Below are 12857 nucleotides of genomic sequence, written 5' to 3'. Positions count from 1 at the left end.
TCGGGCGGTGCCCCAATCCTGTGCACGAAGGAATCGACCATGTCCCCACGCAAGTCCCGGCGGATCGCGGCGGCGCTCGCGTCAGCCGCCGCCACGGCGCTCGTCCTGACGATCTCCGGCTGCGGCTCGTCCGGATCGGCGGCGTCGTCCGGCGCGACCCGCGTGTTCGAGGCCGACAACGGCAGGGTGACGATCCCGGCCGCGCCGAAGCGCATCGTCGCCACCGGGTACGCCGTCCCCGTCCTCATCGAGGCGGACGCGCCGCTGGCCGGCATCTCCGAGTGGACGCGCGGCGTGCCGATGATGACGCGGGAGGACCTCGCGACCTACCAGAGGCTCACCAAGATCGCGGGCAACCCGGCCGACACCACCAACTACGAGGCGATCGCCAAGGTCAAGCCGGACCTCATCATCGTCGGGGTGCCCAAGCCCGTCCTCGGCGACCTCGACATGAAGCGCCTGGAGTCAATCGCCCCGGTGGCGGTCGTCGGGCCGTCGCTGCCGTCGTCCTGGCGCGAGCTGTCCAGGCGGCAGGCGGACGCCGCGGGACGGGCCGCGACCTTCCAGCAGACCAAGGACGCCTACGAGAAGCGGGCCGCGGAGCTGAAGGCCAAGTACGCCGGCGTGCTCGGCGGCCTCGAGTTCGGGCACGTCGGAGCCTACGGCGAGGGGCAGCAGGGGACCTTCCAGCGCGAGTTCGCCGGATCCTGGGGCACCAACATCGCCACCGACGCCGGCGTCACCTACTACGGCCAGGTCAAGAAGAAGGGCGGCGGCTCCAGGGACGTGAGCGAGTACCCCTCCATCGAGGAGGTCCCCGCCAGCCTCGGCGAGGCGGACGCCATCACCTACACCGTCAACGCCGACGGCTCCGTCCCCGACCCGGTGAAGTACGTCCTGGACTCCAAGCTGTGGAAGAACCTGCCCGCGGTGAAGGCCGGGAAGACCTTCGCCGTCCGCTACACCGAGGCGGCCACCTACACCTCCGCGCTCAAGACCCTCGACGCGCTCGACACGGCCCTCGCGCCGCTGGTGAAGTCATGACCGCGGTCGACCGCAGCGAACCGGGGGCGCGCGTCGCCGCCCACCACCGCGACGGCACGGGCCTGACCCGCGTCCCCTACCCGATCGAGGTCCGGACCGCGACCGTGCGGCGGCGGGAGACGGTCACCCCGAACATTCTGCGGCTGACGTTCGGCGGGCCGGGTACGGCGGGGCTGCACACCTACCAGTTCGACGACCACGTCCGGATCGTCTTCCCCGACCCGGACGGGACTCGCCGCGACCCCGTCCCGAACCGGCGGACGATGATGCTCGACTGGCCGCGCCCGATGCCGCGCACCCGCAAGTACACGATCCGCCGGTACGCGGGCGACGAGATCGACATCGACTTCGTGCTGCACCCGGGCGGGCTGGCCTCCGACTGGGCGCGCCGCGTCGAACCGGGGGAGGAGGCCGTGCTCGCCGGACCGCCCGGCGCCAAGGCGTTCGCGCAGACCTACGACCACTACGTGCTCGCGGTGGACGCCACGGCGCTCCCCGCCGCCGCGCGCTGGCTGGAGGAGTCGCCCGCGGACGTGTCCGCCCACATCGTCGTCGAGACCGCCGATCCCGCCGACCACGCCTACCCCTTGGCCGACCGGCGCGGCGTGGAGGTCACCTGGCTCGTCCACGCGGAGGGCGGGCTCGCCGACGCGGTCCGCTCGCTGGACCTGCCCGAAGCCCGGACGTTCCTCTTCGCGGCGGGCGAGACGGAGGCCGTCAAGCCGCTGCGGGCCTGGAGCTCGGAACGGATGGACGCGCTGTTCACCGGCTACTGGAAACGTGGAGTCTCCGGGCTTGAAGACTGAGTCCCCAACGTCGCCGGACGCGCGGAGGGGACGCGCCGGCCTGCTGCTGGTCGGCGTCGCGCTGATCGCCGCGCTGGCGGTGCTGAGCGTGTGCGTCGGCGCGCAGGCCGTCGCGCCCGGCGAGATCTGGCGCGCGTTCACCGACCACACCGGCACCGACCAGCAGACGATCGTCCGGGACGTCCGGCTGCCGCGCACGCTCCTCGCCGTGTGCGTGGGCGCGGCGCTCGGCGTCGCGGGCGCGCTCGTCCAGACGCTGACCCGCAACCCGCTCGCCGAGCCCGGCATCCTGGGCGTCACGTCCGGCGCCGGGTTCGCGATCATCGTGGGCACGGTCCTGGGCACCGGCGACTCGCAGCTCTCGCGGCTGCTCCTGGCCGTCGCCGGGGCGGTCCTGGCGACCGCCGTCGTGTACGGGGTGGGGCGGACGTACCCGCTGCGGCTCATCCTCGCGGGCGTCGCGGTGACCTTCGTCCTGTCGGGCGTGTCGCTCGGCCTGCGCCTGGTCCACCCGGAGGCGCTGGACCGCCTCCGCTTCTGGTCCGTCGGATCGCTGGCCGGCCGCGCCCTCATCTGGGCCGTCCGCCGGCACGGGACGGCGGCGCTGTGACCGTCATCCGGATCGGGCCCGTGTCCGCGCGGGCCGAGCGGCGGACGCTCGCGGCCACCGCCGCGCTGGGCGCCGTCGCGCTGGTACTGGCGGCGGTCGCGCAATGCCGCGGGGACGTGTTGGGACCCCGCCCGCCGAGGTGCTGCCCGCGCTCTTCGGGCACGGCGACGCGGCGATCGCCGTCCGGGAATGGCGGCTGCCGCGCGTCGCCGCCGCGCTGGTGTTTGGCGCCGCGCTGGGATTGTCCGGCGCGATCTTCCAGAACCTCACCCGCAACCGTTCCTAAGGACTGTGCATAAGTTGCTCAGCCGCGCGCCCCGAACGGTCTTGGACGCACTGGTCCCCGGCGTACTCGACCCCGGGCCGGCGACACGCATCCTGTGCGTGGTCCGTTCCCGGGAGGCCGGTTCCCTACGCGACCTGGCCAAGTGGGCTCGACCAGAGGCGACGGGGAGGCCCCAGACCATCACTCCGGTGGAAAGGGGGCCCCGCACGCCGACATCGAACCCGGCGTCCCAGATCACGCTACAGAAAGTACAGGGACCAACACAAGCCGTCAAGTCGGATCACTTGATCACCCCCATGTTCACTCAACCGACCTCACAGGCGAACAGTTCGCAACCCCCTCGGCAGCCCCGACGTCCTGGGTCTCGACCAGGGCGCCTACACGGGCGTGCTCGCCGCGATCACGCTGCTCGGCGGCACCGCGGGCGGGCTCGCCGCCGGGTCCCTCGCGGGCGGCGTGCTCGCGGCGCTGGCCGTCTACGCGCTCGCGTACCGGTCCGGGATCAGCGGGCTGCGGCTCGTCGTCGTCGGCATCGCCGTAAGCGCGATGCTCACCGCCGTGAACTCCTGGATCGTCCTGCGCGCCGAGCTCGACATCGCGATCGCCGCGACGAGCTGGAGCGCGGGCTCGCTCAACGGCGTCGACTGGAGCGAGCTGCGGCTGCCGTTCCTGCTCGTCGGCGCGTTCACGCTGATCATCGCCGCCAATGCCGGCGCGATGCACCAGGCCGCGCTCGGCGACGAGGTCGCCGCCACGACTGGCGTGGGCCTCGGACGGCACCGGCTGCTGATCGTCCTGGCGGGCGTCGGCTGCACCGCGACCGTGACGTCGGCGACCGGCCCGATCGTGTTCCTGGCGCTGGCCGCGCCGCAGATCGGCCGCCGCATCGCCGGGGCGGCGGGCGTCCCGCTGGTGCCCGCCGCGGTCACCGGCGCGGTGCTGCTGCTGGCGGCCGACCTCGCCGCGCAGACCGTCCTGGCACCCGTCGCGCTGCCCGTCGGCGTCGTGACGTCGGCGCTCGGCGGCTCCTACCTCATCTGGCTGCTCATCAAGGAGGTGCGGCGACCGTGACGGACCGCCTGACCGCCCGTGACCTCACCCTCTCCTACGGCGAGCGGGTGGTGTCGACGCGGCTCACCCTGGACGTCCCCGACGGCGCGTTCACCGCCGTCGTCGGGGCCAACGCGTGCGGGAAGTCGACGCTGCTGCGCGCCTTCGTCCGGCTGCTCGCGCCGACGGAGGGACGGGTGGCCTTCGACGGGCGCGACGTCCGCGACCACCGTCCCAAGGCCATCGCCCGGAAGATCGGGTTCCTGCCGCAGGGGGCGGTGGCACCGGAGAACATGCTGGTCAGGCAGCTGGTGGCGCGCGGCCGCTACCCGCACCAGTCGGTGCTGTCGACCTGGTCGCCGGGCGACGAGCGGGCCGTCGCCGCCGCGATGGGCGCGGCGGGCGTCACGGAGCTGGCGGAGCGGCGCGTGGAGAACCTGTCGGGCGGGCAGCGGCAGCGCGCGTGGGTCGCGATGGTGCTCGCCCAGCAGACGCCCTACCTGCTCCTCGACGAGCCCACCACCTTCCTCGACATCACGCACCAGTACCAGCTGCTCGCGCTGCTGGCCCGGCTGCGCGACGAGGGGCGCACGGTCATCGCCGTCCTGCACGACATCAACCAGGCGTGCCGGTTCGCCGACCACCTCGTCGCGATGAAGGACGGCCGGATCGCCGCCGAGGGCAAGCCCGCCGACATCGTGGACGCGGACCTGCTGCACGCGGTGTTCGACCTGCCGTGCGTCGTCGTCCCCGACCCGGTGAACGGCACCCCGATGGTCGTGCCCACGATCTGAGGTTCGCGGCCGGGGGGCGACTGTGATTGGGTCGGTCATGCAGACATGAGTGTCTACTTGCGGGGGACGGGTGCGGGTCGGCGACGTGATCGACGGGCGGTACGAGGTGACCCGCGTCCACGAGCACGGCGCCATGGGACTGGTGTACCGGGTCCGGCACCTGACCTGGGGCATCGACCTCGCGGTGAAGAGGCCCCGGCCGGAACTGCTCACCGCGGACCGGGACCGGGCGCGCTTCGTCGCCGAGGCGGAGGCGTGGGCGTCGCTGGGCCTGCACCCCCACGTGTGCGCGTGCCATTACGTCCGCACGCTGGACGGCGTCCCGTGCGTGTTCGCCGAGTACGTGCCGGGCGGGGGCCTGCACGAGTGGATCGAGGACCGCGGGCTGTACGAGGGCGGCCCGGCGCGGGCGCTCGAACGGATCCTGGACGTGGCCGTCCAGATGGCGTGGGGCCTGGAGCACGCGCACGGCCGCGGCCTGGTCCACGGTGACGTCAAACCCGCCAACGTCCTGCTCGACGCCGAGGGGACGGCCAAGGTCACCGATTTCGGGCTGGCGGGCGTCCACGGCACCGAGGCCGGCGGCGGCCCCGGCGAGGTTTCCGGGGACGGGACCATGCTCGTCCCGTGGGGCGGGCACTCGCCGCCCTACGCCTCGCCCGAGCAGTTCGCGGGCAAGAGCCTGGGACGGCGCAGCGACGTCTACGGCTTGGCGGTCTCGGTGCTGGAGATGCTGGCCGGGGGACGGACGTGGATGGTCGGGCCCGCCGCCGGCGAGGCCCTGACGGCGCACGTGGCCGCGGGCCCGGAGGCGGGGACGGGACTGCCCGCCGTGCCGCCCGAGCTCGCCGAACTCCTCGCCCGGTGCCTGCGCGAGGACCCCGGGGCGCGTCCGCGCACCATGGCCGAGGTCACCGCCGAGCTGGTCGCCGTCCACCGCCGTGTGACGGGCCGCGCCTACCCGCGCCCGGAGCCGGTCGTGGCCGAGCCGCGCGCCGACGAGCTGAACAACCAAGCACTGTCCCTGCTGGACCTCGGCCGCCCGGACGAGGCCGAGGAGATGTTCGCGGCGGCGCTGGCGACCGACCCGCGCCACCTGCAGGCCGGCTACAACCGGGCCCTGCGGCGCTGGAGGACCGGTGCCCTCACCGACGGGGAGGTGGTCGACGAGCTCCTCGACTTCCGTCCGCACGACGGAGGCCCGTGGCAGTCCCTCTACCTGCTGGCCCTGGTGGAGCTGGAGCGCGGGAACCTCGTCCAAGGCCGCTATCTCCTGGAGACCCTCGACGAGGACCGGCCCGGCGAACCGGAGGTGCGGGCGGTCCTGAACGCCCTGCCGCCGCGCGGCGTGACGACGAAGCCTCCCGGCGCAGGCCAGGCGGCCCCGTGGAGCGTCCCTCCGCGCCAGGCGCCGCGGAACTGGCGTCCCCCGGAACCGCCCGCGCCGGCCGCCCTGCGAATCCTGCACGGGGGACGCCGCCTGCTGTACGGGGACGCCGACGGCGTCGTCAAGTTGTGGGACCGCGAGACCTGGAGATCCCTGCAGACGCTGAAAGGGCACGCCGGTCCCGTGCGTTCCGTCGACGTCTCCGCGGACGGCCGCCTGGCGGTCTCCGGCGCCGCCGACGACCAGGTGCACGTGTGGGACCTCACCGACGGCACCCTCCTGCAGACCCACACGCCGCCGGGCCTGGAGGCCACCCCGTGGATCCACGCGGTCAGGCTCGCCCGAGGAGCCCGCGACGTGCTCGCGGTGTCGGAGGAAGGGCACCTGTTCGTCTGGGACCGCGAGAGCGGGCGGCCGCGGCTGACGCTCCAGCCGCCCGGCGACGGCCTCAGGCGGCAGGTCGAGGTGAGCGCCGACGGCCGCCGGGTGCTGCTGGTGACCTGGCCCGGCGGCGCGGCCGAGCTGGTGGACCTCGACACGGGACGCGTCGAACGGCGGAGCCCGTTCGGCCTGAACGTCACCGCCGCACGGCTCGGCGCCGGCGGGCGCACCGCCGTCGTCGCCCAGGGCGACACGATCGCCATCTGGGACCTGCGCGAGGGACGCCGCCTGCGCACCCTGACCGGGCACACCGACGAGATCGGGGCGCTGTCGCTGAGCCCGGACGGCCGGTTCCTGATGTCGGGCGGCCGGGACCAGACCGTGCGGCTGTGGGACCTGGACACCGGGCGATGCGTCCGCACGTTCGGCCGGGCCCACGGCGTCCACGGGCACACCCTCCCGGTCACGGGGGTGCTGATCCGCGCGGACGGCAACGGCGGGATGTCGGTCGGCGCCGACGACACGGTGCGTTCCTGGGAGATGGGGCCGCCGTACACCGCCCCGTACCAGGTGGCCGTCCCGCGCCGGACCGAGGAGATGAACCGGCAGGCCGTCCAGATGCGCGCCCTGGCCGAGGAGGCCGAGCGGGCACTGGAAGAGAGCAGGTACACCGACTCCCTCGGCCTGCTCACGCGGGCGCGGGCGATCCCCGGGTATGAGCGGGAGCCGCGCCTGGTGGACGCCTGGCACGAGCTCGGCCGCCACCTCGGCCGCACGGGCCTGCGCGACGGCCACCTGGTGACGGCGCTCGGCGGGCACCGCACGGCCGTCCGGTCGGTGGACGTCGACCCCGGCGCCGGGCTCGCCGCGTCCGGCGGCGACGACGGCACGGTCCGGCTCTGGGACCTGCGCGCGGGCCGCTGCACGCGGGTGATCGAGGCGACCGCCGGGGCGACCCGGGTGTACGAGCTCGGCGTGGTCGCGGTCCGGCTGACCCCCGACGCCCGCGTCCTGGCGCTGACCTGGGACGGGAGATTCCACGCCTGGTCGGTCGCGACCGGGGAGCGGCTGGCCGGGAGCGCGGTCGTGCCGGTGCGGTCGCGCGGGGCGGGCGTCACCGCCGCGTCGTTCACCCCGGACGGGCGGCGGCTGCTGGCCGGCGGCGGCGACGACGATCTGATCCGCTGGTGGAACCTGGACACCGGCGGGCTCCTGCAGGTCCTGGACGGGCACGCCGGCCCGGTCGCGGCGGTGTCGGCCGCCGCGAGCGGCTGGACGGCGGCGACGGCCGGACGCGACGGCACCGTCCGGCTGTGGGACCTGGCCACCGGCCGCCCGACCCGCCACCTGGGGCGGTTCACCGGCCGTCCCGGCTCGGTGTGCCTGAGCGCCGACGAACGCCTGGTCATGGCGACCGGCTGGGACGACGACCGGCCGACCCGGATCTGGGACGCCGGCAGCGGCGAACTGCTGCACGGCGGCGCGTGGAAACCGCGGTCGGGCCGGCTCACCGCCGACGGCCGCTTCGCGGTGATCGGCGGCACGGACGCCATGCTGCGGGTCTGGAACCTGCGGAACGGGCGCGGGACCGTCCTGCACGGGCACCGCAAGGAGATCAACGACCTCGCGCTGACGCCGGACGGCCGCCACGTGGTGTCCGGAAGCGCCGACGGCACGGTACGGCTCTGGGAGTTCGACTGGGAACCGGGCGGCTAGCCGAGCCGCGGGCTCAGCACCAGGGCGGCGTTGTGGCCCCCGAATCCGATGGAGCAGGACAGCGCCGGCGCCACGGGCAGCGCCCTCGGTGCGCCGGCGACGATGTCCAGCCCCTCGGCGTCGGCGCCGCCGGTGAAGTTGGCGACGGGAGGCGCGAGCCCGTCCCGCGCGCTCAGCAGAGCCATCACCGCCTCGAAGGCCCCGCCCGCGCCGAGCAGGTACCCCGTGACGCCCTTGAGCGCGGTGATGGGCGGCCCCGCGCCGTCGAACACCGCCCGCAGGGCCGCCGCCTCGGCGCGGTCCCCGGCCGGTGCCGCGCTGCCGTGCGCGTTGACGTGCCCGATGTCGGCGGGGCCGAGCCCCGCGTCGGCCAGCGCGTCCGTCATCGCCCTGGCCACCAGGGCCCCGTCAGGACGCGGGCTCACGATGTCCGCCGCGTCCGAGGTCAGCGCGTATCCGGTGATCTCGCCGTGGACCCGCGCCCCGCGCCGTTCGGCGACGTCCGCGCGTTCCAGGGTGAGGAACGCCGCGCCCTCGCCCATGACGAAGCCGTCGCGCTCCGCGTCGAAAGGGCGGCTGGCCTCCGCCGGCGTGGCGGTGCGCCGCGACAGGGCCCCTAGCCGGTCGAAGGCGTGCACGAAGAACGGCGTCAGCAGCGCGTCCACCCCGCCCGCGACCGCCCGGTCGAGGTGACCCGCGCGGATCGCCCGTACCGCCTCGCCGATCGCCACCGCGCCGCTCGCGCACGCCGCCGCGAACGTCAGCGCGGGGCCGCGCAGGCCGTACCTGATGGAGATGTGCGCCGCCGTGGCGCTCGGCATGATCATCGGAATGGTGTAGACGGGCGGCCGCTCTCCGGCGAGCAGCACGGCGGTGGCCAGGCTCAGACCGCCGCTGCCGACGTAGACGCCCGAACGGGCCGCGTCGCCGGCGAAATCCGGACCGGCGTCGGTGACGGCGTCGACCGCCGCGGCGATCCCGAGCTGTGAGGCTCGGTCGAGACGCCGCCGCTCGGCCTTGGAGAAGTAGCGATCGGCGCCCAGCTCGGGAACCGGGCATCCGATCGCGACGGACAGTCCCGAGTCCAGGAGCTCGGGCAGGTGGACGGCCTGCGGCTTGCCCGACAACACCGTCTCGTAGGCGTCCGCGACGGTGTTCCCCGCGGGGCTCTTGACGCCCATCCCCGTCACCACGACGGGGTGGGAAACGCGCTGGGCTGTCGACACGGGGTGCCCCTTCCAACGGCGTACGGCCGAGCAGGCTACGGCCCGGGAGCGGCGCTCCGCTTAGCCCGGGCGCAACAAGTGGCCCGCTCCCGACTGTCCGACCGTGACAAGCAAACGGTCCAAAGCCTGGGAGAGCCTTGGCCGCCCAGTTCCAAAGCACGAGGAGGCGGCACATGCGGCGGACCATCGGCCCGGTCCTGACCGGCGCGGCGGCGTTCCTGCTGATCACCGGCGCCCTGCTCCACTTCTACGTGGCGCCGCGGATGACGCGGGCACCGGCGAACGTCTACGCGGTCACCACCATGCGCGCCGAGAACGCGACCTACCTCGACGCCTCGACGGCGAAGGTCCGTACCGGGGCCACCGTGACCTCGACCACCACCGTGCGCGGCGACCCCGCGGCCGGCCACGGCCGGATCGCGGTGTGGGAGTCCTTCACCGCGACGCAGGACCTCGCCAACGACACGACCCTGAGCTACGCCCGCGACCGGATCGCCTTCGACCGGAGCAGCGCTCAGCTCGTCAACTGCTGCGACGCGTCCATCGACGGGCACACCGGCGTGCCGATGTCGGGCATCGGCAAGTTCTGGCCGATGAACGTGGAGAAGAAGACCTACATGCTCTTCGACATCCCCACCCAGCGGGCCTGGCCGGTCACCTACCAGGGCGAGGAACGCGTGGGCGGGCTGCGGACGTACAGGTTCGTCCAGCGCGTCCCCGACACGATCGCCCCGGGCGAGGTCCCCGCGGTGCCCGCGTCCATGCTGGGCATGAAGGGCAACGCCCCGACCCCGGTGCAGCGCCACCACCAGGGCGAGGCGACCTACTGGATCGACCCGCGCACCGGGGCGCCGGTGAACGTCCGCCAGAAGGTGCACTCCACCCTGGTCGCGAAGCAGGGCCCCGGCCGCCTGGTGGTCGCCGACATGGACCTGCGCATGACCGAGGACGGCCGCCGCAAAGCCCTCGCCCAGGCCAAGAACGGCCGATGGGGCCTCCTGGCGCTCACCACCCTGGCCCCCATCGCCTGCCTGCTCCTGGGCCTGGCCCTCCTCGCCACGGCCCTGATCACCGCCAGAACCCGGACGCCGCACAGGCACTGACTCCGCGAACTGTCGGCGGCGCAGGGCAGTATCGGCCGCAGCCGTGCAGAGGAGAGAAACCGGTGCCGTTCACCAACCAGCAGATCAGCGATCACGCCTTCCTGAAGGGGATGTACGAGGACGGCTACTATCCCGATCACGTCGTCGACAAGGGGAAGGCGATCCTGCTGCGGCTGTGCGAGCGGATCGAGGCCGAACGCCCGTCCGACCTGGCGGCGCTCTACGTCCTGACGCAGGCCGCGACGGAGGAGTTCAACGCGCTGGCCGAGGATTTCGACGCGGCGGGCAGCGAGCTCGAGACGGTGGCGCGTGAGTTGATCGGCGAAGACTTCTGGTTCGTGGCCACCGCCTACGGCTTCGCGGACGCGGACGCGGAGGAACTGATCGCCACCCGCGACTGGTGACCGGCACCCCGCGACGGGGCGGCGTCGTGGCGCGATGCGAGACTGTCAGCCACGCGCGAGTCGGGAAATGAACGTGTTTGATCATTTTGTCTGGTCAGTGCTGGTCGCACCGGCCCTGGTGGTGGTCGTCGTCTCCGTGCCGGCCGACCGCGTCAGGCCGGCGGCCGGGGTGACGGCGCTGGCGTGGTCGGCCGCGGCGGCGGCCGTGGCGACCCTGGTCAATCTGGGCGCGTTCACGGTGAAGGCCGCCGCCGAGGTGCCCGGCGTCGCCCATCGTTTCGGCCTGTCGTACCAGACGGTCGTGCAGGACACCGCGCACCAGCGGTGGGTTCCGTGGCTGTCGGCGGCCCTGCTCGCCTGCGGGACGGTCGCGGCGGCGCGGGTGTGGCGCAAGCACCGCCGCGGTTGGCGGTTCGCCCGCCGGTTCGCCGGGACGCCGGGTGACGGGCAGGTCGTCCTGGTCGATCGGACCGAGATCGACGCGTTCGCCGTCCCCGGCCGCCCCGGCCGGATCGTCGTCACGACCGGGATGCGGGAGGCGCTGGACGACGACCAGTTCGCCGCGCTCGTGGCGCACGAGCGCGCCCACCTGGACGCCGGCCATTCCCGCCTGATGCTGGTGGCCGAACTGGCGGGGGCGGTGCATCCGGCGCTGCGCTGGGTCGCGCGCCGCGTGTCGTTCCTCATCGAGCGCGCCGCCGACGAGCGGGCCGCCGGCGCGGTCGGAGACCGGCGGACGGTGGCGACGGCCATCGCGGCGGCGGCGCTGGCCGCCGACCGGCGTCCGGCGGCCGACGGGCCGGTTCGCCTGTCCTTTGCCAGAGCCGTCCACCCCGGGGCCGTCCCGCGGCGCGTGGCCGCCTTGCTGGCACCGCCGCCAGGCCGGCGGCGCGCCTGGCCGGTCATCGTCCCGGTGCTCCTGGCGGCCGGCTCCGTGGTCTGGACCGGGGAGGCGCTCTACGACCTGTACGAGTTGCTCGTCCTGGCGCACCATCTGGCGCCCTGAACGAACGAGCCGTCACGCCGCCCCGGGACCCTGCCCGGAGGCGGATCCGGAGGCGGATCCGGGCGCCGGCGCGGGGGCCGGCCGGCCAGGTGCGGTGCGCGGGGTCCCGGCGGCCTGGGGGCGCAGGAACAGCACCATGACCGGGACCAGGTAGGCGATCCAGATGATCAGCTGGAGCCAGGTCACGGTGGGGGTGAGGTTGAAGACCCCGTGCAGCAGCGTCTGCGTCCACTGCCCGGCCCTGCCGAACCCGGCGAAGAACTCGGCGGGCTGCAGCGCCAGCGCGCCCAGCCCCGGCAGGACTCCGGCCTCCTGCAGGTCGTGGAAGCCGTAGCCCAGCACGCCGGCCGCCACCACGATCAGCGCGATACCGGTCCAGGTGAAGAAGCGCTTGAGGTTGAGCCGCAGCCCACCCCGGTAGAGCAGGTACCCGAGCACCACCGCGGTGGCCAGCCCCAGCAGCGCGCCGATGATGGGCGTGCTGCCGGAGTTGGAGTTGCTCGTGTTGATCCACAGGAACAGGGCCGTCTCCAGCCCTTCGCGGCCGACCGCCACGAACGCCACCACGGCCAGTGCGGCCGGGCCGACGTTCAGGGCACCGGCCAGCTTGCCCTCCAGTTCGGCCTTGATGGAACGGGCGGCGGTGCGCATCCAGAAGACCATCCAGGTCACCAGGGCGACCGCCACGATCGACAGCAGCCCGCCGGCCAGCTCCTGGACCTTGAAGTGGTTCTCCTGGGCGACCAGCAGGTTCAGTAGCAGCGCGAACCCGACGCTCACGGCGACGGCGGTCCCGATGCCGGCCCATACCGGGATCAGCGCGTCCCGCCGCCCGGTCTTCACCAGGTAGGCGGTCAGGATGCTGACGACCAGCGCCGCCTCCAAGCCCTCGCGCAGGCCGATCAGATAGTTGCCGAGCATCGCACCGTCCTTCGCGGTGAGCGCCGGAAGCCGCGCTCTAGCTTCTACACGCGAATAAAATTAAGGTTAGCATTAACTAACTTTCAACCCCCTACGCGGCGCTCGTGCCCGCACCCCTGGAGA

At 73.8% G+C, this 12857-nt stretch carries 11 protein-coding genes and 1 pseudogene; 10 read left to right on the top strand and 2 right to left on the bottom strand.

What is annotated here, in order from left to right; all coding sequences use genetic code 11:
• Positions 1–39 precede the first annotated feature (39 nt).
• From ACZ466_RS07970 to ACZ466_RS07940, 7 genes and pseudogenes are all read left to right on the top strand, one after another.
• The gene (locus tag ACZ466_RS07970) at positions 40–1044 is read left to right on the top strand and encodes an ABC transporter substrate-binding protein (RefSeq protein WP_378292988.1); all 1005 of its coding nucleotides are present in this window, start codon (positions 40–42) and stop codon (positions 1042–1044) included.
• Positions 1041–1850, top strand: coding sequence for a siderophore-interacting protein (locus tag ACZ466_RS07965; RefSeq protein WP_378292986.1), 810 nt, complete (start codon positions 1041–1043; stop codon positions 1848–1850). Before ACZ466_RS07970 ends, ACZ466_RS07965 begins: the two co-directional genes overlap by 4 nt.
• Positions 1840–2460, top strand: coding sequence for a FecCD family ABC transporter permease (locus ACZ466_RS07960; RefSeq protein WP_378292984.1), 621 nt, complete (start codon positions 1840–1842; stop codon positions 2458–2460). The genes ACZ466_RS07965 and ACZ466_RS07960 overlap by 11 nt, the downstream gene beginning before the upstream one ends.
• A gap of 103 nt (positions 2461–2563) precedes the next feature.
• Positions 2564–2746 (top strand): iron chelate uptake ABC transporter family permease subunit, encoded by a 183-nt coding sequence (locus tag ACZ466_RS07955; RefSeq protein WP_378292982.1) that lies wholly within the window; start codon positions 2564–2566, stop codon positions 2744–2746.
• Between the two features lie 336 nt (positions 2747–3082).
• Positions 3083–3817, top strand: a pseudogene (locus ACZ466_RS07950) (FecCD family ABC transporter permease); the annotation flags it as partial.
• Entirely contained in the window at positions 3814–4590 is a 777-nt protein-coding gene (locus tag ACZ466_RS07945) for an ABC transporter ATP-binding protein (protein WP_378286875.1), read from the top strand. The pseudogene ACZ466_RS07950 and the gene ACZ466_RS07945, both read left to right, overlap by 4 nt.
• Before the next feature lie 70 nt (positions 4591–4660).
• Positions 4661–8074: a protein kinase domain-containing protein gene (locus ACZ466_RS07940; protein ID WP_378286876.1), complete on the top strand. Its 3414-nt coding sequence runs from the start codon at positions 4661–4663 to the stop codon at positions 8072–8074.
• Here ACZ466_RS07940 and ACZ466_RS07935 read toward each other — a convergent pair.
• The gene (locus ACZ466_RS07935) at positions 8071–9300 is read right to left on the bottom strand and encodes a beta-ketoacyl-[acyl-carrier-protein] synthase family protein (RefSeq protein WP_378286877.1); all 1230 of its coding nucleotides are present in this window, start codon (positions 9298–9300) and stop codon (positions 8071–8073) included. The genes ACZ466_RS07940 and ACZ466_RS07935 overlap by 4 nt on opposite strands.
• A gap of 173 nt (positions 9301–9473) precedes the next feature.
• Here ACZ466_RS07935 and pgfA point away from each other — a divergent pair, with 173 nt between their 5' ends.
• The 3 genes from pgfA (at position 9474) to ACZ466_RS07920 (ending at position 11813) form a co-directional block, all read left to right on the top strand.
• Entirely contained in the window at positions 9474–10403 is a 930-nt protein-coding gene (pgfA, locus tag ACZ466_RS07930) for a cell envelope lipid trafficking protein PgfA (RefSeq protein WP_378286878.1), read from the top strand.
• 62 nt (positions 10404–10465) lie between these two features.
• Positions 10466–10807, top strand: coding sequence for a DUF5713 family protein (locus ACZ466_RS07925; RefSeq protein ID WP_378286879.1), 342 nt, complete (start codon positions 10466–10468; stop codon positions 10805–10807).
• 97 nt (positions 10808–10904) lie between these two features.
• Complete coding sequence (locus ACZ466_RS07920; protein WP_378286880.1) at positions 10905–11813, top strand: M56 family metallopeptidase; 909 nt, start codon at positions 10905–10907, stop codon at positions 11811–11813.
• Positions 11814–11825: 12 nt separating this feature from the next.
• Here ACZ466_RS07920 and efeU read toward each other — a convergent pair whose 3' ends face one another.
• Positions 11826–12734, bottom strand: a complete 909-nt coding sequence (efeU, locus tag ACZ466_RS07915) for an iron uptake transporter permease EfeU (RefSeq protein ID WP_378286881.1) — start codon at positions 12732–12734, stop codon at positions 11826–11828.
• Between the last annotated feature and the right edge of the window lie 123 nt (positions 12735–12857).

The organism is Actinomadura rugatobispora (genome assembly GCF_055379765.1).
The sequence above is the reverse complement of the archived record's forward strand: the minus strand, read 5'-3'. Positions and strand labels throughout refer to the sequence as shown.

Excerpts from the sequence above, each read along its gene's own strand:
- ACZ466_RS07970 (WP_378292988.1), top strand. The coding sequence starts at position 40 with ATGTCCCCACGCAAGTCCCGGCGGATCGCGGCGGCGCTCGCGTCAGCC.
- ACZ466_RS07965 (WP_378292986.1), top strand. The coding sequence starts at position 1,041 with ATGACCGCGGTCGACCGCAGCGAACCGGGGGCGCGCGTCGCCGCCCAC.
- ACZ466_RS07955 (WP_378292982.1), top strand. The coding sequence starts at position 2,564 with ATGCCGCGGGGACGTGTTGGGACCCCGCCCGCCGAGGTGCTGCCCGCG.
- pgfA (WP_378286878.1), top strand. The coding sequence starts at position 9,474 with ATGCGGCGGACCATCGGCCCGGTCCTGACCGGCGCGGCGGCGTTCCTG.
- efeU (WP_378286881.1), bottom strand. The coding sequence starts at position 12,734 with ATGCTCGGCAACTATCTGATCGGCCTGCGCGAGGGCTTGGAGGCGGCG.